This window comes from Shinella zoogloeoides, from assembly GCF_003574625.1.
Classification (GTDB): domain Bacteria; phylum Pseudomonadota; class Alphaproteobacteria; order Rhizobiales; family Rhizobiaceae; genus Shinella; species Shinella zoogloeoides_A.
On record NZ_QNUJ01000007.1, the window covers coordinates 12,315 to 32,742 of the forward strand.

The 20,428-nt window shown below is 65.5% G+C and carries 16 protein-coding genes; 7 read left to right on the forward strand and 9 right to left on the reverse strand.

The genetic code is table 11. The features are described 5' to 3' along the window. Positions 1-2 precede the first annotated feature (2 nt). Positions 3-851 (forward strand): xanthine dehydrogenase accessory protein XdhC, encoded by an 849-nt coding sequence (gene xdhC / locus DSD28_RS14840; RefSeq protein WP_119257201.1) that lies wholly within the window; start codon positions 3-5, stop codon positions 849-851. On the opposite strand, the gene DSD28_RS14845 is transcribed toward xdhC, so the two are convergent. Further along, entirely contained in the window at positions 841-1,788 is a 948-nt protein-coding gene (locus DSD28_RS14845; protein ID WP_119257202.1) for a LysR family transcriptional regulator, read from the reverse strand. The genes xdhC and DSD28_RS14845 overlap by 11 nt on opposite strands. A gap of 140 nt (positions 1,789-1,928) precedes the next feature. Between DSD28_RS14845 and DSD28_RS14850 the strand changes: the two genes are divergently transcribed. Then, complete coding sequence (locus DSD28_RS14850) at positions 1,929-3,170, forward strand: urate hydroxylase PuuD (protein WP_119257203.1); 1,242 nt, start codon at positions 1,929-1,931, stop codon at positions 3,168-3,170. After that, positions 3,167-4,510: a guanine deaminase gene (guaD, locus tag DSD28_RS14855; protein WP_119257204.1), complete on the forward strand. Its 1,344-nt coding sequence runs from the start codon at positions 3,167-3,169 to the stop codon at positions 4,508-4,510. Before DSD28_RS14850 ends, guaD begins: the two co-directional genes overlap by 4 nt. 58 nt (positions 4,511-4,568) lie before the next feature. Here the strand turns inward: guaD and bhcR are convergent, their stop codons facing one another. Further along, positions 4,569-5,396, reverse strand: coding sequence for an HTH-type transcriptional regulator BhcR (gene bhcR / locus DSD28_RS14860; RefSeq protein WP_119257205.1), 828 nt, complete (start codon positions 5,394-5,396; stop codon positions 4,569-4,571). Between the two features lie 165 nt (positions 5,397-5,561). Between bhcR and gcl the strand changes: the two genes are divergently transcribed. The 4 genes from gcl (at position 5,562) to DSD28_RS14880 (ending at position 10,492) form a co-directional block, all read left to right on the forward strand. Next, on the forward strand, positions 5,562-7,349 hold the full coding sequence (gene gcl, locus DSD28_RS14865; protein WP_119257206.1) for a glyoxylate carboligase: 1,788 nt from the start codon (positions 5,562-5,564) through the stop codon (positions 7,347-7,349). A 17-nt stretch (positions 7,350-7,366) separates the two neighbouring features. After that, positions 7,367-8,146 (forward strand): hydroxypyruvate isomerase, encoded by a 780-nt coding sequence (gene hyi, locus DSD28_RS14870; RefSeq protein WP_119257207.1) that lies wholly within the window; start codon positions 7,367-7,369, stop codon positions 8,144-8,146. 33 nt (positions 8,147-8,179) lie between these two features. After that, positions 8,180-9,064, forward strand: coding sequence for a 2-hydroxy-3-oxopropionate reductase (locus tag DSD28_RS14875; RefSeq protein ID WP_119257208.1), 885 nt, complete (start codon positions 8,180-8,182; stop codon positions 9,062-9,064). A gap of 159 nt (positions 9,065-9,223) precedes the next feature. Further along, complete coding sequence (locus DSD28_RS14880; RefSeq protein ID WP_119257209.1) at positions 9,224-10,492, forward strand: glycerate kinase type-2 family protein; 1,269 nt, start codon at positions 9,224-9,226, stop codon at positions 10,490-10,492. 220 nt (positions 10,493-10,712) lie between these two features. Here the strand turns inward: DSD28_RS14880 and dnaJ are convergent, their stop codons facing one another. The 7 genes from dnaJ to DSD28_RS14915 all read right to left on the reverse strand — a co-directional run bounded on the left by dnaJ (position 10,713) and on the right by DSD28_RS14915 (position 20,243). After that, a complete protein-coding gene (dnaJ, locus tag DSD28_RS14885; RefSeq protein WP_119257210.1) occupies positions 10,713-11,849 on the reverse strand; it encodes a molecular chaperone DnaJ in 1,137 nt (378 codons plus the stop codon). Positions 11,850-12,075: 226 nt separating this feature from the next. Further along, a complete protein-coding gene (gene dnaK / locus DSD28_RS14890; RefSeq protein ID WP_119257211.1) occupies positions 12,076-13,980 on the reverse strand; it encodes a molecular chaperone DnaK in 1,905 nt (634 codons plus the stop codon). Between the two features lie 280 nt (positions 13,981-14,260). After that, positions 14,261-16,492 carry a transglycosylase domain-containing protein gene (locus DSD28_RS14895; RefSeq protein WP_119257212.1) on the reverse strand — a complete coding sequence of 744 codons (2,232 nt, stop codon included), beginning with the start codon at positions 16,490-16,492 and terminating at the stop codon, positions 14,261-14,263. 153 nt (positions 16,493-16,645) lie between these two features. Beyond that, positions 16,646-17,077 carry a BA14K family protein gene (locus tag DSD28_RS14900; protein WP_119257213.1) on the reverse strand — a complete coding sequence of 144 codons (432 nt, stop codon included), beginning with the start codon at positions 17,075-17,077 and terminating at the stop codon, positions 16,646-16,648. Positions 17,078-17,178: 101 nt separating this feature from the next. After that, positions 17,179-18,126 (reverse strand): lysylphosphatidylglycerol synthase transmembrane domain-containing protein, encoded by a 948-nt coding sequence (locus DSD28_RS14905; protein WP_119257485.1) that lies wholly within the window; start codon positions 18,124-18,126, stop codon positions 17,179-17,181. Between the two features lie 203 nt (positions 18,127-18,329). After that, positions 18,330-19,721, reverse strand: coding sequence for a dipeptidase (locus DSD28_RS14910; RefSeq protein ID WP_119257214.1), 1,392 nt, complete (start codon positions 19,719-19,721; stop codon positions 18,330-18,332). Between the two features lie 81 nt (positions 19,722-19,802). After that, positions 19,803-20,243, reverse strand: coding sequence for a MarR family winged helix-turn-helix transcriptional regulator (locus DSD28_RS14915; RefSeq protein WP_119257215.1), 441 nt, complete (start codon positions 20,241-20,243; stop codon positions 19,803-19,805). Positions 20,244-20,428 lie beyond the last annotated feature (185 nt).

Below are 20,428 nucleotides of genomic sequence, written 5' to 3' on the forward strand. Positions count from 1 at the left end.
CGATGCCTGTCGCGCGCGAAGATATCAGGGATTTCCTTCGCCGCGAGCGAGCGGTCATCCTTGTCGAGGTGACGGGAGCCGCGGGCTCCACGCCGCGCGACACCGATGCCTGGATGCTCGTCTCCGAGCGGGCGATCTTCGCGACGATCGGCGGCGGGCAGCTTGAATACATGGCCATCGACCAGGCAAGGCGGGCGCTGCGCTCCGGCCTTGCCGCCGAGCCGATGAACGTGCCGCTCGGCCCGGAGATCGGCCAGTGCTGCGGCGGCCGGGTCGGCCTTGCCTTCACCGCGGTCGGGCCTTCGCTGGCAAGCGACCTCGTCGCCCGCAGCGAGCGGGAAATGGCGGCGCGCCCGCATGTCTATGTCTTCGGCGCGGGCCATGTCGGCGATGCGCTCGCCATGGCGCTTTCGCTCGCGCCGCTGCGCGTCATCCTGGTGGATACGCGTGAGGACGAGCTGATGGCTTCCACGGTGCCGCGCATCGAGACGTGCCTCACCCCCATGCCCGAGGCCGTGGTGCGCGATGCGCCCGCCGGCAGCAGCTTCGTGATCCTCACCCACGACCACGCGCTCGATTTCCTCATCGCCGCCGAGGCGCTGAGGCGCACGGATGCCGCCTATGTCGGCATGATCGGCTCGAAGACGAAGCGTGCCACCTTCCGCAACTGGCTGTCGCGCGAAAGCGGCTCGCCCGGCCTCTTCGAAAAGCTCGTCTGCCCCATCGGCGGCACCGCCCTCAAGGACAAGCGCCCCGCCGTCATCGCCACGCTTGCTGCCGCCGAGATCATGACGGCGGCGCTGTCATGGACGGCGGAGCAGGTGAAGGCTGCCGAAACGTTCAGTCGATAGTTTCCTCGAGCACCGCCTGCTCCTCGTCTAGCAGCCTGCCGATCAGCCGCTGACAGCGCTCGGCCATGAAGTCGATCATCAGGCGGACCTTCGGGTCCTGGAAGCGCTTGTGCGGGTAGATCGCGGCGAGCTGCACGGAGGCGGGCGGACTGTCCTTCAGGATTTCGATGAGCCTTCCGTCCTTCAGGTGGCTGTTCACCTCGAAGCGCGGCTTGTTGATGATGCCGCGGTCCTCCAGCGCCCATTGGGTGAGCACGTCGCCGTCGTCGCTGTCATAGGGGCCGGCGACCTCGAACTTGCGCGGGCCTTCGGGCGTCACCAGCGTCCAGAAATATTCCTTCGAGCCGGGATAGCGCAGCAGGAGACAGTCGTGCTTGTCGGCGATCAGCGCGTCCGCACTGGCGGGCATGCCGCGGCGCGCCAGATAGGCGGGCGAGGCGCAGAGCACGCGCTCGCATTTGAGGATGCCGCGCATGCGCAGGTTCGAATCCTCCAGCACGCCGAGCTTGAAGGCGACGTCCACGCCCTCGGCGAGGATGTCGACATTGTGGTCCGACAGGCGCACGCGCACCTCGATATCGGGATACTTGTCGTGGAACTCGGGAATGCCCGAGGCGATGAGCCGGCGGCCGATGCCGAGCGGAGCGGTGATGCGCAACGACCCCTTGGGGTTGCGCGAAAGATCCGCGATGGCCGCTTCCGCCTCGTTCACCGCCTCGATGATCTTCACCGCGCCCTCGTAGAAGACGCGGCCGTGCTCGGTCGGCGAGAGCTTGCGCGTGGTGCGGTTGAAGAGGCGCACGCCGAGATGGCGCTCCAGCTCCTTGATGCGATTGCTGGCGACCGCAGGGGTGACGCGCTGGTCGCGCCCTGCCGCGGAAAGCGTACCGAGTTCGACCACGCGAACGAAGACGCGTACATTATCGAGATAGGACATGGCCCTTTCTACCACATCGGCGTATGGAGCAAAGTGGGCTTCATCTTTTAGTTTTTTTTGAAAGTGTTGGTGATTCACCGGGATTTCCGGGAAAATCACTTGATGGCAAACAAGCCCATGGAAAATGGGAGGAGGTCCCTATGTACGAATACGCCATTGCCTGGGACTGGGTCATGTTCGCCGTCCGCTGGCTGCACGTCATCACGGCGATCGCCTGGATCGGCTCGTCATTCTATTTCGTCGCCCTCGACCTGGGCCTGAAGAAGCATCCCGATCTGCCGCCGGGCGCCCATGGCGAGGAATGGCAGGTCCATGGCGGCGGCTTCTACCATATCCAGAAGTATCTCGTCGCGCCGGCCAAGATGCCCGAGCACCTCGTCTGGTTCAAATGGGAAAGCTACGCCACCTGGCTCTCCGGCTTCGGCATGCTCTGTCTCGTCTATTACGCGGGCGCCGACCTCTACCTCATCGATCCGAACGTGCTGAACGTCTCCAAGCCGGTGGCGATCGCCATCTCGCTCGGCTCGCTCGGCTTCGGCTGGATCATGTACGACCTGATCTGCAAGTCGCCCTTCGGCAACGACAACACGCGGCTGATGGTGGCGCTCTATTTCATCCTGGTCGTCGTCGCCTGGGGTTACACGCAGCTCTTCACGGGTAGAGCCGCGTTCCTGCATCTCGGCGCCTTCACGGCGACGATCATGTCGGCGAACGTCTTCTTCATCATCATGCCGAACCAGCGCATCGTCGTCGCCGACCTCATCGCCGGCCGCACGCCCGATCCGAAATACGGCAAGATCGCCAAGCAGCGCTCCACGCACAACAACTACCTGACGCTGCCGGTGCTGTTCCTCATGCTGTCGAACCACTATCCGCTGGCTTTCGGTACGCAGTTCAACTGGATCATCGCCTCGCTCGTCTTCCTGATGGGCGTCACCATCCGCCATTACTTCAACACCCGCCACGCCAATGCCGGCAACCCGACCTGGACCTGGCTCGCCACGGCCCTGCTCTTCGTCGCCATCATGTGGCTCTCCACGGTGCCGAAGATTCTGACGGGCGAGACGGCCGACGCGAAGGTTTCCGCGACCGCGCAGCCCTTCATGACGGCGGAAGCCTTCCCGAAGGTGCGCGACACGGTGCTCGGCCGCTGCTCCATGTGCCATGCCAAGGAGCCCGGCTGGGAAGGCCTGATCGCACCGCCGAAGGGCGTGGTCCTCGAAACGGACCACGACATCGCCAACCACGCGCGTGAAATCTACCTGCAGGCCGGCCGCTCGCATGCCATGCCGCCGGCAAACGTCACGCAGGTTTCCGACGAGGAGCGCAAGCTCTTCGTCGCCTGGTACGAAAGCGCTGTCAGCGGGGAGAAGACGCAATGAGCGATCTCCTGATCCGCGGACGGGTGCTGACCTTCGTCGCCGAGCCGCAGGGCATCGACGACACGGCTGCCTACCGCTATTTCGAGGACGGTGCCGTCCTCGTGCGTGGCGGCAAGGTGGTGGACACGGGCGATCATGCTGTCATCAGCAAACTCGCCGGCGCGGATGTCGAGGTGGCCGATCACCGGCCGAACCTCGTTCTGCCGGGCCTTATCGATACGCATCTGCACTTCCCGCAGACCCAGGCCATCGCTTCCTACGGTGCGCAGCTTCTCGAATGGCTGAACACCTACATCTTCGTCGAGGAGCAGAAATTCGCCGACGCCGCCCATGCGGGCGCCGTGGCGGACCGCTTCTTCGACGAGCTTCTGTCGAACGGCACCACCACTGCCGTGGCCTATTGCTCGGTGCATCCCGAGAGTGTCGACGCCTATTTCTCGGCGGCCGAGGCGCGGGGCATGCGCATGGTCGGCGGCAAGGTGATGATGGACCGCAACGCGCCCGACGCGCTGCGAGACACGCCGCAGAAGGGCTATGACGAGACGAAGGCGCTGATCGGGAAATGGCACGGCCGCGGCCGCGCGCATTATGCGATCAGCCCGCGCTTCGCCATCACCTCGACGCCGGAGCAGATGGAGATGAGCCAGGCGCTCGTCGCCGAAAATCCGACCTGCTACGTCCAGACCCACCTTTCGGAAAACCACGACGAGATCGCCTTCGCGACCTCGCTCTATCCGGACGCCAAGGACTATACGGACATCTACGCCCGCTATGGCCTCCTGAACGAGCGCATGCTGCTCGGCCATTGCATCCATCTCAGCGACCGGGAAATCGGCGTGCTCGCCGAGACCGGCAGCGTCGGCGTCTTCTGCCCGACGTCGAACCTCTTCCTGGGGTCCGGCCTCTTCGACCGTGACCGTTTCGACAAGGCCGGCGCGCGCTGGTCGGTGGCGACGGATGTCGGCGCTGGCACCAGCTTCTCCATGCTGGAAACCATGGACGAGGCCTACAAGGTGCTGCACCTTCGCGGCCAGAAGCTGACGCCGTTCAATTCCTTCTACCGCATGACGCTCGGCAATGCCCGCGCGCTCGGGCTGGAGAAGCATATCGGCTCGCTCCATGCCGGGGCGGATGCGGATATCGTCGTGCTCGATTCGAGCGCCAAGACGGCGATGGAATACCGCATGCGCACGGCGAAATCGCTGCTGGAGGAGTTCTTCATCCTCCAGACCATGGGCGACGACCGCTGCGTTGCCGAAGTCTATGTCGCCGGCAAGGCGATGAAGGGCAAGGGTACAAAGCGCGCGGCGGCCGCAAGCCGCCTGCTCGAAACCGCCTGACCGCAGGTCATCGCCGAGCATATCCACGCCGCCGCATTCGAGAGGATGCGGCGGCGTTTTATTTGGTCCCGAGCCGTCCGCCCATCGCCCGCGTCACGCCCTCCGCCGCCGCGCGAACCACGGGGCCGAAGGCGTCCACCTTGCTGTCGGGAAGCCGCACCGCCGGGCCGGACACCGAGATGCCGGCAACCGCCTCGCCATATTCGTCGAAGATCGGCGCCGCCACGCAGCGCATGCCAAGCGTGTGCTCCTCGTCGTCGATCGACCAGCCGCGGGCGCGGATCCTGCCGATATCCTCCAGCAGCGTCGGGATCGTATCGCGGGTCTTGTCGGTGAAATGCTGCAGCGTGCGGCCGGTAAGCAGCGCCTCGATCCGGGCGTCGGGCCAGGTCGAGAGGATCGCCTTGCCGATGCCGGAAGCATGGATCGGCCCGCGCCGGCCGGGGCGGAAGAAGGCGCGCATCGGCGCATGGCTTTCGACCTGCGAGATGAAGACGACGTCGCCGTCGTCCTCGATGGCGATATTGGCGGTCTCGCCGCATCCCTCCATCAATTGCTTGAGGAACGGCCGGCTGATCGTGCCGAGCTTGCGGAAGCGCAGATAGGCGGTGCCGATCTCGAAGGCCTTGACGCCGATCGTCCAGGCGCCGGTCTCCCCGTCATGCGTCACCATGCCGTGCTGGGCGAGCGAGGTGAGCAGCCGGTGCACGGTGGAGGGCGCCATGCCGGAAGCGTCCGCAAGGTCCGTCAGCGCCGCGCCGTCGGCCGCGGCCACCAGATCGAGCAGCTTCAGGCTCCGGTCGAGCACCTGCACCGAGGACGGCGCCGCATTTTCCGCCGGCTTCCGGCCGGGCCGCCCGCGCGTCTTTTCCTGATGCTCCGCCATGATCGTTTTCTCCTGCCTGCCTCGTCATTCCCATAGCCGGCCCGGAGCGATTGTTCCAGTTTCGTTGAAAATGTTTATTTCCATATAATGGGATTGATTTCCATTTTACGATTGCGTCGAAACGCGGATGCGCTACCTTCCTTCTCGAGAGACGGAGGAAAACCCATGGCTAAAATGCGTGCTGTCGATGCGGCGGTGCTGGTTCTGGAGAAGGAAGGCATCGATTGTGCCTTCGGCGTTCCGGGCGCTGCGATCAATCCCTTCTATTCGGCGCTGAAGGCGCGCGGCTCGGTCCGCCATATCCTGGCCCGTCATGTCGAGGGCGCAAGCCACATGGCGGAGGGCTATACCCGTGCCCGCGCCGGCAATATCGGCCTTTGCATCGGCACGTCCGGCCCTGCCGGCACCGACATGATCACCGGCCTCTATTCGGCTTCCGCCGATTCGATCCCGATCCTCTGCATCACCGGCCAGGCGCCGCGCGCCCGCCTCGACAAGGAAGACTTCCAGGCGGTCGACATCGCCAAGATCGCTGCGCCCGTCACCAAATGGGCCGTCACGGTCATGGAGCCGGGCCTCGTGCCTTATGTCTTCCAGAAGGCGTTCCACACGATGCGCTCCGGCCGCCCCGGCCCGGTCCTCATCGACCTGCCGATCGACGTCCAGCTTGCCGAGATCGAGTTCGACATCGACGCATACGAGCCTCTGACGCCCTACAAGCCGACCGCGACCCGCGCCCAGGCCGAGAAGGCGCTCGCCATGCTCAATGAATCCGAGCGCCCGCTGCTCGTCGCCGGCGGCGGCATCATCAATGCGGATGCCTCGGACCTTCTGGTCGAGCTTGCGGAAATCACCGGCGTTCCCGTCATCCCGACCCTGATGGGCTGGGGCGTCATCCCGGACGATCACCCGCTGATGGCCGGCATGTGCGGGCTCCAGACCTCGCACCGCTATGGCAATGCCACGCTGCTCGCCTCGGACTTCGTCTTCGGCATCGGCAACCGCTGGGCAAACCGTCACACCGGCAATATCCCGACCTATACGGAAGGCCGCAAGTTCATCCACGTCGACATCGAGCCGACGCAGATCGGCCGCGTCTTCACGCCGGATTTCGGCATCGTCTCCGATGCCGGCGCGGCCCTTCAGGTCTTCGTCGAGGTCGCCACGGAATGGAAGGCGGCGGGCAAGCTGCGCGACTGGTCCGGCTGGGCCGGCGAATGCCGCGAGCGCAAGCGCACCATGCTGCGCAAGACCCATTTCGACCAGATGCCGCTGAAGCCCCAGCGCGTCTACGAGGAGATGAACAAGGCCTTCGACCGCGACACCTGCTACGTCTCGACCATCGGCCTCAGCCAGATCGCCGGCGCGCAGTTCCTGCATGTCTACAAGCCGCGCAACTGGATCAATTGCGGCCAGGCCGGCCCGCTCGGCTGGACGCTGCCGGCAGCGCTCGGCGTGCGTGCCGCCGATCCGGACCGTCCGATCGTCGCGCTGTCGGGCGACTACGACTTCCAGTTCCTCATCGAGGAGCTTGCGGTCGGCGCCCAGCACAAGCTGCCCTACCTGCATGTGGTCGTGAACAACTCGTATCTCGGCCTCATCCGCCAGGCCCAACGCGGCTTCAACATGGACTTCGAAGTCTCGCTCGCCTTCGACAACATCAACGCGAATGCCGACTCGGAAGCGGGCTACGGCGTCGATCACGTCGCGGTCGCCGAAGGCCTCGGCTGCAAGGCCATCCGTGTCCGCAGCGCCAACGAGTTCCAGGAAGCCTTCAACACGGCGCAGAAGCTGATGAAGGCGCACCAGGTTCCCGTCGTCATCGAGTTCATCCTCGAGCGCGTCACGAACATCGCCATGGGCGCCGACATCAACGCTGTCGTCGAGTTCGAGGAACTGGCAGAACGCGGCGAGGATGCGCCGACGGCAACGCTGGCCGCCCTGCTGGATTGAGTTAGAGGGAGAATACAATGCCGAAATTTGCGGCCAACCTGACCATGCTCTTCAATGAAGTGCCCTTCATGGAGCGCTTCGCCCTGGCCGCCAAGGCCGGCTTCGAGGGGGTCGAGTATCTCTTCCCCTACGATTTCGACAAGGAAGCCCTGCGCGCCGAATTGAAGAAGCACGGTCTCACCCAGGTCCTGCACAACCTGCCGGCCGGCAACTGGGCCGGCGGCGAGCGCGGCATCGCGGTGCTGCCGGATCGCGTCGACGAGTTCCGCCGGGGCGTCGCCTCGGCCATCGACTATGCGACGGCGCTCGGCTGCAAGCAGGTCAACTGCCTGTCGGGCATCGCGCCGGCCGGTGTGCCGGACAGCGTGCTGCGCACCACCTTCGTGTCCAATCTGAAACTGGCGGCGAGCGAGCTCGGCAAGCACGGTATCAAGCTGCTGATCGAGCCGATCAACCATTTCGACATTCCCGGCTTCTATCTCAACACGCCGGATCAGGCGGCCTCGATCATCGCCGAGGTCGGCTCCGACAACCTCTATATCCAGTACGACCTCTACCACCAGCAGCGCACCGAGGGCGAGCTGATCGGCACGTTCAAGAAGCACCAGGCGCAGATCCCCCACGTGCAGCTTGCCGACAATCCGGGCCGCAACGAACCGGGCACCGGCGAGATCGCCTGGCCCTTCGTGTTCAGGACGCTCGATGCGCTCGGTTACGACGGCTGGATCGGCTGCGAATACAAGCCGCGCACCACCACCGGGGAAGGCCTCGGCTGGCTGGCCGAAGTCGGCCGCTGAGCCTCAAACCATTTCAAGACTGGGAGTTAGATCATGGCAAATATCGGTTTCATCGGCCTCGGCATCATGGGCACGCCCATGGCGCGTCACCTTCAGGATGCCGGCCACACCGTCATCACCTCGAAGTTCTCGATCGCGCCGCGGCAGGAGCTTGTCGACAACGGCCTGAAGATCGTCGACAGCCCGAAGGCGCTCGCCGAGACCGTCGATACGATCATCCTCATGCTGCCGGATACGCCGGAAGTCGAGGACGTGCTCTTCGGCGAGAACGGCGTCTCCTACGGCCTTTCGGCCGGCAAGCTCGTCATCGACATGAGCTCGATCTCGCCGATCGCGACCAAGGAATTCGCTAAGAAGATCCGCGCGACCGGCGCCGAATATGTCGACGGCCCGGTTTCGGGCGGCGAGGTCGGCGCGAAGAACGCCTCGCTCTCCATCATGGCCGGCGGCTCGCAGGAAAGCTTCGACAGGGCGCTGCCGCTCTTCCAGCTCATGGGCAAGAACATCACGCTCGTCGGCGATTGCGGCGACGGCCAGGTGACCAAGGTCGCCAACCAGATCATCGTGGCGCTCACCATCGAGGCCGTCGCCGAAGCCCTCGTCTTCGCCTCCAAGGCCGGCGCCGATCCGGCGCGCGTGCGCGCCGCGCTGATGGGCGGCTTCGCCTCCTCGCGCATCCTCGAAGTGCATGGCGAGCGCATGGTCAAGCGCACCTTCGATCCGGGCTTCCGTATCTCGCTGCACCAGAAGGACCTCAACCTTGCCCTTCAGGGCGCCAAGACGCTCGGCGTCGCTCTGCCCAACACGGCATCCACGCAGGAGCTTTTCAATCAGTGCGCGGCCCACGGCGATGCGGGCCTCGATCACTCCGGTCTCGTCACCGCGCTGGAGCGCATGGCGAACCACGCCGTCGCATGACGGCCTGACCGGGCGGGGAGGGGAGCCCCGCCCGGTCACCCCATCCTGAGGAGGAGAGACAGCCCCTCGTCCCGCCGCGCCGTCTTGGAGGAGAGGGCGCTGGCTTGCGGATGAGGGGCTGTGTTTATATGAGCTACCCGCATGACCCGGAGGAACCCCATGCCCATCATCGCCGACCCGCGCGCCTTTCTCAAACATCTCTTTTCCGTCGCGGTCGATGCGGCAGATCCGGAAAAGGTGCTGGCCGCCAACCTGCCGGAAAAGCCAAAGGGCCGCACGGTGGTGATCGGCGCCGGCAAGGGCGCCGCGCAGATGGCCCGCGCCTTCGAGCGCCTGTGGGACGCGCCGCTGACGGGCGTCGTCGTCACGCGCTACGGCTACGCGGTGCCCTGCGAGCGCATCGAGGTGCTGGAAGCGGCCCATCCGGTGCCGGACGATAGCGGCCTTCTCGCCTCCGGCCGGCTGATGGCCGCCGTGCGGGGCCTCACCGAGGACGACCTCGTCGTCGCCCTCGTCTGCGGCGGCGGCTCGGCGCTGCTGCCCGCGCCCGCCGGCGACCTGACGCTCGCCGACGAGATCGCCGTCAACAAGGCGCTGCTCGCCTCCGGCGCGCCGATCAGCGCCATGAACGCCGTGCGCAAGCAGGTCTCGCGCATCAAGGGCGGCCGGCTGGCCGCGCTCGCCCATCCCGCCCGCGTCGTCTCGCTGGTCGTCTCCGACATTCCGGGCGACAATCCCGCCCTCGTCGCCTCCGGCCCGACCATCGCCGACGAGACGACCCGCGCCGATGCGCTCCGCCTCATCGAGCGCTACCGCCTCGACCTGCCGGAGGCCGTCATGCGCCATATCGAGGGCGGCACGGACGAGCCGCCATTGCCCTCCGATCCGCGCTACGCCCGCAACGAGGTGAGGCTCGTCGCCTCCGCCGCCGTCTCGCTGGAAGCCGCCGCCGCCGCCGCGAAGGAAGCCGGCATCGAGGCCGTCATCCTGTCGGATGCCATCGAAGGCGAAGCCTGCGAAGTCGGCCGCGTGCATGCCGCCATCGCCGCGGAAGTCGTGCGCCGCGACCGGCCGTTCCACAAACCCGTCGTCATCCTCTCGGGAGGCGAAACCACCGTGACGATCAGGGGCAAGGGCAAGGGCGGCCGCAACGGCGAGTTCCTGCTCTCCTTCGCCTGCGCCACGGATGGCCTCGAAGGCCTCCATGCGCTCGCCGCCGATACGGATGGCATCGACGGCTCGGAGGACAATGCGGGCGCTTTCGCCGACGGCACCACGGTCTCGCGCCTCGCCGACAAGGGCAAGGACGCCGCCGAGTTCCTGTCGCGCAACGACAGCTGGACCGCCTTCGACGCCCTCGGCGATCTCTTCGTCCCCGGCCCGACCGGCACCAACGTCAACGATTTCCGGGCGATCCTGATTCAGTAGTCCAAGCGGGAAAGCTCCGGCACGCCGGAGCCTTTAACCTCGCTCCGCCCACTGTCGTCATCCTCGGCCCCTGTGCCGAGGCTCTGCCAACGCATTGAAATATCGAGACGTTGCGATGCTCGGGACAGGCCCGAGCATGACGGAGGAGAGGCTTGCGGTTCTATTGAACATGCAAAAAAGCCCCGGTACTGCCGGGGCTTTTCGTTTGTCTCCCAAGGTCTCAACCCTCGAAGAATTCCTTCATCCGGGCGAAGAAGCCCGCCGATTCCGGATTGTTCTCCTTCGAGGAAATTTCCTCGAATTCCTTGAGCAGCTCGCGCTGGCGCTTGGTGAGCTTCTGCGGCGTCTCGATCTGGATCTGGATGTAGAGATCGCCGACCTGGCTGGAGCGCAGCACCGGCATGCCCTTGCCCTTCAGGCGGAACTGCTTGCCGGCCTGGGTGCCCTCGGGCACCGAGACGCGCGACTTGGTGCCGTCGAGCGTCGCCACGTCGAAGGTGCCGCCCAGCGCCGCCGTCGTCATCGAGATCGGCACGGCGCAGTAGAGGTCCGCCCCGTCGCGCTGGAAGAATTCGTGCGGTTTCACCGACAGGAAGATATAGAGGTCGCCCGCCGGGCCGCCGCGAACGCCCGCCTCGCCCTCGCCGGAAAGGCGGATGCGCGTGCCGTCCTCGATGCCGGCCGGAATGTTGACCGACAGCGAGCGCTCTTCCGTGATGCGGCCGTTGCCGTGGCACTTGGTGCAGGGGTCGCTGATCGTCTGGCCGCGGCCGTGGCAGGTCGGGCATGTGCGCTCGATGGAGAAGAAGCCCTGTGCGGCGCGCACGCGTCCGGAGCCCTGGCAGGTGGCGCAGGTCTTGGGGCTGGTGCCCGGCTTGGCGCCGGAGCCGGTACAGACGTCGCAGGTGATCGACGTCGGCACGCGGATCTGCGCGGTCTTGCCGGCATAGGCCTCTTCGAGAGAGATTTCCATGTTGTAGCGAAGGTCGCCGCCGCGCTCGCGTCCACCGGAGGAACGCCGCTGGCGCCCACCGCCCATCATCTCGCCGAAGATGTCCTCGAAGATGTCGGAGAAACCGCCGCCGCCGCCGAAACCGCCACCGCCGAAGCCGCCGCCACCCATGCCGCCGTGTTCGAAGGCCGCATGGCCATAGCGGTCGTAGGCCGCCCGCTTCTGCGGGTCCTTGAGCATTTCATAGGCTTCGTTGACGTCCTTGAACTTCTGTTCTGCGGAGGCATCGCCCGGATTCTTGTCGGGGTGGTACTTCATCGCCATCTTGCGGAAGGCGCTCTTCAGCTCCTTCTCGTCGGCGGTCCTGGAGACACCCAGCGTCTCGTAAAAATCAGCTTTTGCCATTCGGGTTCACGTCCGTTTCGCGGGAACGGTCTTGTTATTATGGATGGGGAAGCTTGCCTTGGCCTCACGCATGCGAAAGGCGGAAGCCGGGCGAAGGGAAGGCCATGACGTCATCGCCGCGATAAACGGGAGTGATCATGCTGCCTTGTTTCCCTTCGTGCTGACTTCCGCCTTTTCACTATCCGTTGCACCGGCCGCGTCGGACGCGGCCGGCATGTCAGGAGGCTCAGGCCGACTTCTTGTCGTCCTTGACTTCCTCGTAGTCGGCATCGACGACATTGTCGCCGGCCTCACCCGAGGAGGAGGCGGTCTCTTCGGCCTGCTGGGCCTCGTAGATCGCCTGACCGAGCTTCATGGAGACTTCCATGAGCGTGTTGGTCTTGGCCTTGATGTCCTCGGCGTCGGGCTCGGAGGCTTCGACCGAGGTCTTGAGGGCGGCGATCGCCTCCTCGATGGCCTTGCGGTCGTCTTCCGTGACCTTGTCGCCGTATTCCTTGAGGGACTTCTCCGACGAATGGATCAGGCTTTCGGCCTGGTTCTTCGCCTCGACGCCCTCGCGGCGCTTCTTGTCGGCCTCGGCATTGGCTTCGGCATCCTTGACCATCTTCTCGATGTCGGCGTCGGAAAGGCCGCCGGAAGCCTGGATGCGGATCTGGTGCTCCTTGCCGGTGCCCTTGTCCTTGGCCGAGACCTGCACGATGCCGTTGGCGTCGATGTCGAAGGTGACTTCGATCTGCGGCATGCCGCGCGGTGCCGGCGGAATGCCGACGAGGTCGAACTGGCCGAGCAGCTTGTTGTCGGCGGCCATTTCACGCTCACCCTGGCTGACGCGGATGGTCACGGCCGACTGGTTGTCCTCGGCGGTCGAGAAAGTCTGGCTCTTCTTCGTCGGGATCGTCGTGTTGCGCTCGATCAGACGGGTGAAGACGCCGCCCAGCGTTTCGATGCCGAGAGACAGCGGGGTCACGTCGAGGAGCAGAACGTCCTTGACGTCGCCCTGCAGAACGCCGGCCTGGATGGCGGCGCCCATGGCGACCACTTCATCCGGGTTCACGCCCTTGTGCGGCTCCTTGCCGAACAGCTGCTTGACGGTTTCCTGCACCTTCGGCATGCGGCTCATGCCGCCGACGAGAACGACTTCGTCGATCTCGGCCGCCGTGACGCCGGCATCCTTGAGGGCTGCCTTGCACGGAGCGACGGTGCGCTGGACGAGGTCGTCGACGAGCGCTTCGAACTTGGCGCGGGTCAGCTTCATCGTCAGGTGCTTCGGGCCGGAAGCGTCCGCCGTGATGAACGGCAGGTTGATTTCGGTCTGCTGCGAGGACGACAGCTCGATCTTGGCCTTTTCGGCAGCTTCCTTGAGGCGCTGCAGGGCGAGCTTGTCGTTCTTCAGGTCGATGCCCTGGTCCTTCTTAAACTCATCGGCGAGGTAGTTGACCAGACGCATGTCGAAGTCTTCACCGCCGAGGAAGGTGTCGCCGTTCGTCGACTTCACTTCGAAGACGCCGTCGCCGATTTCCAGGACCGAGATGTCGAACGTGCCGCCGCCAAGGTCGTAGACGGCGATGGTCTTGCCGTCCTTCTTGTCGAGGCCGTAGGCGAGCGCGGCAGCCGTCGGCTCGTTGATGATGCGGAGCACTTCAAGACCCGCGATCTTGCCGGCGTCCTTGGTCGCCTGGCGCTGCGCGTCGTTGAAGTAGGCCGGAACCGTGATGACGGCCTGCGTGATGGTCTCGCCGAGGTAGGATTCAGCGGTTTCCTTCATCTTCTGAAGGATCATCGCGGAGATCTGCGAGGGGGAATAGCCCTTGCCGCGGGCGTCGACCCAGGCGTCGCCGTTGTCGCCCTTGACGATCTTGTAGGGAACGAGCGCCTTGTCCTTCTCGACGAGCTTGTCGTCGTAGCGGCGGCCGATGAGGCGCTTGACGGCGAAGAGGGTGTTTTCCGGGTTGGTGACCGCCTGGCGCTTGGCCGGCTGGCCGGTCAGCCGCTCACCGTCTTCGGTGAAGGCGACCATGGAAGGCGTCGTGCGCGCGCCTTCGGCATTTTCGATGACTTTCGCGTCCTTGCCATCCATGACGGAGACGCAGGAATTGGTCGTTCCGAGGTCGATACCGATTACTTTAGCCATGTCATTCTCTCCTTGAAGCGAGCTGCCGGAACCCATTCAGGCATTCTTTTGGCAGCCCCTAATGGTATGGTCTTGTCGAAAGCACCGGTCTGAACCGAAGCTTTGCGGGGTATATAAGGACCCCTCCAGACGACTGCAAGACATGGACGAGGCGCAAAGCGCGCAAAATCAGCGTGTCCGGCAAGGTGAAAGGGTCGCCGCCGGCAATGTGGTGAGCTTGCCGGCGGGCGTCAAGCCGGCAGAACGGTCCGTACCGCGCGGTGCAGGTTTTACGTGGACGTCAGCCGCCCATCAGGATGTCGAGAAGCGTCGTGCGGTGCGTGGCCGGCCGGCCATCGCCGCCGACCTCGGCCGGCGGGATCATCCCGTCGTCGATTGGCCCGTCATCGAGCGGCACGGTGCCGGTCTGCTCGTTGGCGACGGCCGCGCCGGTGTCCGTGGGCCGTTCGTCGGTGCCGAGCGTGCGCGAGATGATGTCGAAGAGTTGGTCGCCTTCCGGCGCAGGCTCGGTGGCCTGCAGCGGGTCGCCGCCCGCCGTGCCGAAGAGCGGTGAGGGCGAGAGGCCGGCATGGGCCGCCGTCATGAACTGGCTCCAGGCGCGTGCCGGAAGCCCGCCGCCCGTCACCTTCTTCATCGACTTGCCGTCATCGTTGCCGAACCAGACGCCGGTCGTCAGATTGCTGGTATAGCCGACGAAGAGCGCGTCGCGGAAGGACTGCGTCGTGCCGGTCTTGCCGGCGGCCGGCCAGCCGGGAATGCGGGCGTTCTTCCCGGTGCCCTGCGAAATCACGCGCATCATCATGCCGTTCATCATGGAAACGATGTTGGGCTCCAGCACGCGGGGCGGATTGTCGTAGGTGTTCTCGTAGAGCACCTTGCCCTCGGCGGTCGAGATGCGGCGGATGATGTGGGGCGTCGCCTTGTAGCCGCCGTTCATGAAGGGCGCATAGGCCGACGTCAGCTCGACGAGCGTCACCTCGGAGGTGCCGAGCGCAATCGAGGCATTGGCCTGCAGGTCCGATTCGATGCCGAGCCGGCGGGCGAGCTTGACCACCTCGTCCGGCCCCACTTCCATGACGAGCTGGGCGGCGATGGTGTTGAGCGATTCGGCGAAGGCCGCGGCCAGCGTCACCTCGCCGCGATATTTCTGGTCGTAGTTCTCCGGCGTCCACTTGCCGATCCTGACCGGCGCGTCGTTGCGCAGCGACAGCGGCGAGCGGCCCGCTTCAAGCGCGGCGGCATAGACGAAGGGCTTGAAGGCCGAGCCGGGCTGGCGCCTGGCCTTGGAGGCGCGGTCGAACTGGCTTTCGGCATAATCGCGCCCGCCGACCAGCGCGCGGATCGCGCCCGTGCCGTCGATGGAGACGAGGGCGGCCTGCGAGGCATTGGACTTGGCGCCGTCCTTGTCGAGAATCTTCGAGATCGCCTCGTCGGCCTTCTTCTCGAGGTCGAGATCGATGGTCGTGTCGATGACGAGGTCTTCCTTGATGTCGCCGATCATGCCGGGAAGCTGGGCCATGACCATGTCGGCGGCATAGTGCTCGGCGCCGGACCAGTAGCTCTTCGCCCGCGCCGGGCTCTGCGACATCGCGGTCTTGATCTCCGCGTCGGTGATGTAGCCTTCCTCGCGCATTGCGCCGAGGACGACCTGGGCGCGCGCCTCCGCCGCCTCCGGATCGCGCGCCGGCGAAAGGCGGGAGGGCGCCTTCAGCAGGCCCGCCAGAAGCGCGGCCTCGCCGAGATTGACGTCGCGCGCCGACTTGTTGAAGTAGCGCCGCGAGGCCGCTTCCACGCCGTAGGAATTCGAGCCGAAGAACACGCGGTTGAGATACATCGCAAGGATCTGGTCCTTGGTGTATTTGTGCTCCAGCCAGATCGAGAGCAGCACTTCCTGCACCTTGCGCTCCAGCGTGCGCTCGGGCGAGAGGAACATGTTCTTGGCGAGCTGCTGCGTCAGGGTCGAGCCGCCCTGCACCATGCGGCCGGACGTCACGTTCGTCAGCATCGCGCGGGCAAGGCCGAGCGGGTCGATGCCGAAATGCGAGTAGAAGCGCCGGTCCTCGATGGCGATGACCGCCTGCGGAATGTAGGGCGACATGTTCTCCAGCGACAGCGCCTCGCCGCCGGTCAGGCCCCGATTGGCGATGATGTCGCCGTTGACCGAGAGGATCTTGACGTTCGGCGGCCGGTCGGGGATCGCCCAGCTCGTGGCGCTCGGCATGCGCGAGCCGTAATAGAGCACGAGCCCGCCGACGCCGATGGCGCCCCAAAGGCCGAGCACCAGGCACCAGTAGACGAGCCGTCGGAAGAGGCCGAAGATGCCGAGCGAGGGCTGCCGGCGCCGGGTCTCGCCGCGCCGCGCCCTGGCGGCCTTCGACGGCTTGCCGCGGCCGTTCCGCCCGCCGCCGGCCACACGATCCTCCGCGCCGAGATGGAGATCATCGTCGTCGTCTCGCCCTGCCGCTCCCCGGAAGGACGGTTCGATGCGCTGGGATTTTCGGTTGCCTGCCATAAGCGGTCGGATGAACCCTCTGATATCGCCGGTCGGTGGACCTTAAATGCGGCGATTTAAGGGGTCGTTAAGAAGCGGTGAACGCGCTGCCGTCAATTCGATGGAATCAGGTCGACGGGATCGGGCGGCCCGAAGGCCGCCCGGAAGGTCGTCTCAATAGTAGGGCGAGAGGCACTCGCGGCGCGGGCCGTAATTGGGCTGGAACGTGTTGTCGTAGGCCCGGTACGAGCGATAGCGCGCATAGCACCAGTCGGTGTGGCGCGGATTGATGCCTTCGTAACGCGGGCGCGAATAGCCGTCGTTGGCGATCGCGCCGCCGATGATCGCGCCGGCGCCGAAGGCGGCCAGCGGATACCACCAGCCGTCCGAATGGCGGCGATAGCCCCGGCGCTCATGACGATAGCCGCGGTGGCCGTGATACCAGCCGCCATGTCTCCTGCGATACTGCACCTGCTCGACGTCGCTGCTCTGAGAAACGCCGGCCTTGGGCATCGGAACGGCGAAAGCCTGTGCGGGGACGAACGTCGTGGCGAACATGGCGACGGCCATGGCGGCGGAAAGGCCGGTCTTGATCGTTGTCTTCATGTCGGTCTCCCTTGGTTTTTCATTGCTTCACAATGATCTGGACGGATCAGAGCATGAAACAATTCGACTGAACCGAAGATGAACCGAAACTATTCCTGGTTTCAATCCTCTCCGTTCCTCGCTCGTGCAAGAAAACGTGATCGCTCGAAGACGAGGATGACGACAAGCGCCATGACGAAGGGAACGATGAGGTAGAAGAGGCGGAAGACGGCGAGCGCCGCCAGCACCACGGCCGGATCCATGTCCGGCAGGCCGGCGAGGAAGACGAGCTCGAGCACGCCGATGCCGCCCGGAGCATGGGAGAGGAGCGCGACGGAGAAGGAGGCGAGGAAGATGCCGAGCACGACGAAGAAGCCGGGATTGCCCTCCGCCGGCAGCACGAAATAGATGATCCCCGCCGCGCCGATCAGTTCGATCGGCGCGATGATGAGCTGGCGGAAGACGAGCGAGGGCTTGGGATATTCGAGCTTGAGCCAGCGCGTGTCGATCGGCCGGAAGCCGACGAGGCTGCCCACCACGTAGAGCGCGACCACCGCGAGGATGAAGACCCCCGTCGAGAAGGCCGCCTCGATCGGCAGGAAATCGGCAAAGCGCTCGATGATCTCCGGCTCCAGCACCAGCACGAAGCCGAACAGCATGAAGGTGCCGAGCGCGAAGGTGAAGGAGCAGAAGGCGACGAGAACGCCCACCTCCGATCCGGTAAGTCCCTTCGACGTATAGGCGCGATAGCGCACCAGCGCCCCGGAAAACACCGAGGCGCCGATATTGTGCGACAGCGCATAGGTGGTGAAGGAGGTGAGGGTGATGAACCACAGCGAGATGCGGTGGCCGAGATGCTCCAGCGCCAGGTGGTCGTAGCCGGCAAGCGCCGCATAGGCGACAAGCGTCGCCCCGCAGGCGAGGATCCAGCCGGATACCGGAATGGCGTTGATGCTCGCCATGAATTCGTCGAGCGAAAGGCCGCGCAGGTCCTTGTAGAGGATATAGACCGACAGGACGATCGCGAGGGTGCTGACGAGCGGCCAGAAGAATTTCCGCAGTCGCTTCATGCCGCCCCGCCTTCGGCCGTCTTCGACAGGCCGTCGTTCGAGCAGCAGGTTGCCTTCGCAGTCCGTGCTGGCGCCATCCTCACCCTTCCCCATCATGGGCCTGTCATCGCGCGGTGCGACGCGGCCATTCTTGTCGTTGGTCGGTTGGCCAGCATTTCCGGTTCGCCCGGTGAATGCCAGCCAGCCGCGTCATCACTTCTGCGTCAACGCGCCGCCAGCGCGGAGAGGATCCGGACCCAGGAGCGGATACCCTTCTCGAAGGAACGCAGTTCGTATTTCTCGTTCGGCGAATGGATGCGGTCGTCCGACAGCGCAAAGCCGACGAGCAAGGATTCCATGCCGAGCATCTTCTGGAAATCGCCAACGATGGGGATGGACCCGCCCATGCCGATGACGACGGCCGGCTTCGGCCATTCGTCCGACAGCGCGGACTTCGCCTTTTCCAAGAGCGCCGAATCGTAGGGAAGCTGGATGGCCGGCGAGCCGCCATGGGCGTGGAAGGAGACCGAGCAGTCGGCCGGGACCTTCGAGCGGACATAGGCGCGGAAGGCGTCGCGGATCTTCGCGGGATCCTGCTTGCCGACGAGGCGGAAGGAGACCTTCGCCGAGGCTTCCGCCGCGATCACGGTCTTGAAGCCCTCGCCGGTATAGCCGCCGGTGATGCCGTTGACCTCGGCGGTCGGCCGCGCCCAGGTGAGCTCCAGCACGGAGCGGCCCTTCTCGCCGGACGGGATCGACAGGCCGACCTCGCCGAGGAGGCTTTCCGCCGAGCTGCCGAGCTTTTCCCAGGCGGCCTTGATCTGCGTCGGGGTCTCCTCGACGCCCTCGTAGAAGCCGTCGAGCGTCACGCGGCCCGTCTCGTCGTGAAGGCCGGCGAGAATGTCGGAAAGGATGTGGATCGGGTTTGCCGCCGCGCCGCCGAAATAGCCGGAATGCAGGTCCCGGTCGGCCGCCTTGATGACGATCTCCTCGCCGACGAGGCCGCGCAGGCCCGCCGAGATCGCCGGCGTGTCGGCGTCCCACATGCTGGTGTCGCAGACGAGGGCGAAATCGGCCTTCAGCTCCGCCGCATTGGCTTCGAGGAAGGGCTTCAGCGAGGGCGAGCCGGATTCTTCCTCGCCTTCGAAGAGGATCGTGACGCGGCAGGGCAGCGTGCCGGCCGTTTCCTTGTAGGCGCGGCAGGCTTCGACGAAGGTCAGGAGCTGGCCCTTGTCGTCGGAGGTGCCGCGGCCGGTGATGATGCGGCGGCCGCCTTCGGCATCGCGCACCGCCGGCTCGAAGGGATCGTGGTCCCAGAGGTTCAGCGGATCGACCGGCTGGACGTCGTAATGGCCGTAGAACAGCACATGCGGGGCATCGGCACGCGCGCCGTCGTGATGGGCGACGACCATGGGATGGCCGGGGGTGTCGCGCACGGTGGCGTCGAAGCCGAGCGAGCGCAGCTCGGTGACCAGCCATTCGGCCGCCTTGCGGCAATCGGCCTTGAAGGCCGGGTCTGTGGAAATGGACTTGATGCGCACCAGCTCGAAAAGCCGTTCGAGGCTGGCGGGAATGCCGGCGCTGGCGCGATCGAGGACGGGCAGAATGTTGGTCATGGTCGAATCCCTTGCGAATTGCGCGGCGACATTAGACCGATCGCCTCGGCGAGGGCAAATCGTATGACGGTCTTGCGACGGTCAGACGCGCGGATCGCGGCCGAGATTGGCGAGCACCATGCGCATATATTCCAGAAGCAGCTCCCGCTCGAAGCGCCGGAAGCCCTGGAACAGCGCCTCCTCGGTGGCGGATGCGGCGGCCATCGCGGTCTCGCGCAGCGCCTTGCCGCGCGTCGTCAGGAAGACGAGCTGCGCCCGCCGGTCCTTCGGGTGCCGGCGGCGCAAGATCAGTCCGTCGCGCTCCATGCGCGAGAGCGTGTTGGCCATCGTCGCCTGTTCGATGTCGAGTCGGTCGAGAAGTTCGCGCTGGGTCAGGCCGTCGCCGCCCCACAATTCGAGCAGGACCGGGAACTGGCCGGGCGCGAAGCCCGCGCCGTCCGCCCGCGCATGGAGGGCGCGCGAGGCCGCCTTCGCCAGAAGATTGGCGAGGTAGGCTGCCGACTCCTTGCGATCAAAGTCCATGCGGGAAAGCTATGCCGGTTCGCGGCGGAAGACAATGTCGGATCGCCCGCGATCCGCATGGCCGCGAAGGTGTCTCGTATATCCGTGCGGAGGGCCCGAAATGCGAGAAGCCGCCGGCGACAGGAGGCGTGTCGCGGCGGCTTCTGCGAATTATGGACAAAGGCCCGGAGAGGGGGATGAGGCCT

Bases quoted from the DNA above. Each gene is read 5' to 3' on its own strand.
- DSD28_RS14915 (WP_119257215.1), bottom strand. From the start codon at position 20,243: ATGGACTTTGATCGCAAGGAGTCGGCAGCCTACCTCGCCAATCTTCTG.
- xdhC (WP_119257201.1), top strand. From the start codon at position 3: ATGCCTGTCGCGCGCGAAGATATCAGGGATTTCCTTCGCCGCGAGCGA.
- DSD28_RS14875 (WP_119257208.1), top strand. From the start codon at position 8,180: ATGGCAAATATCGGTTTCATCGGCCTCGGCATCATGGGCACGCCCATG.
- DSD28_RS14910 (WP_119257214.1), bottom strand. From the start codon at position 19,721: ATGACCAACATTCTGCCCGTCCTCGATCGCGCCAGCGCCGGCATTCCC.
- guaD (WP_119257204.1), top strand. From the start codon at position 3,167: ATGAGCGATCTCCTGATCCGCGGACGGGTGCTGACCTTCGTCGCCGAG.
- DSD28_RS14895 (WP_119257212.1), bottom strand. From the start codon at position 16,492: ATGGCAGGCAACCGAAAATCCCAGCGCATCGAACCGTCCTTCCGGGGA.
- DSD28_RS14850 (WP_119257203.1), top strand. From the start codon at position 1,929: ATGTACGAATACGCCATTGCCTGGGACTGGGTCATGTTCGCCGTCCGC.
- hyi (WP_119257207.1), top strand. From the start codon at position 7,367: ATGCCGAAATTTGCGGCCAACCTGACCATGCTCTTCAATGAAGTGCCC.
- dnaJ (WP_119257210.1), bottom strand. From the start codon at position 11,849: ATGGCAAAAGCTGATTTTTACGAGACGCTGGGTGTCTCCAGGACCGCC.
- gcl (WP_119257206.1), top strand. From the start codon at position 5,562: ATGGCTAAAATGCGTGCTGTCGATGCGGCGGTGCTGGTTCTGGAGAAG.
- bhcR (WP_119257205.1), bottom strand. From the start codon at position 5,396: ATGGCGGAGCATCAGGAAAAGACGCGCGGGCGGCCCGGCCGGAAGCCG.
- DSD28_RS14900 (WP_119257213.1), bottom strand. From the start codon at position 17,077: ATGAAGACAACGATCAAGACCGGCCTTTCCGCCGCCATGGCCGTCGCC.
- DSD28_RS14905 (WP_119257485.1), bottom strand. From the start codon at position 18,126: ATGAAGCGACTGCGGAAATTCTTCTGGCCGCTCGTCAGCACCCTCGCG.
- DSD28_RS14880 (WP_119257209.1), top strand. From the start codon at position 9,224: ATGCCCATCATCGCCGACCCGCGCGCCTTTCTCAAACATCTCTTTTCC.
- DSD28_RS14845 (WP_119257202.1), bottom strand. From the start codon at position 1,788: ATGTCCTATCTCGATAATGTACGCGTCTTCGTTCGCGTGGTCGAACTC.
- dnaK (WP_119257211.1), bottom strand. From the start codon at position 13,980: ATGGCTAAAGTAATCGGTATCGACCTCGGAACGACCAATTCCTGCGTC.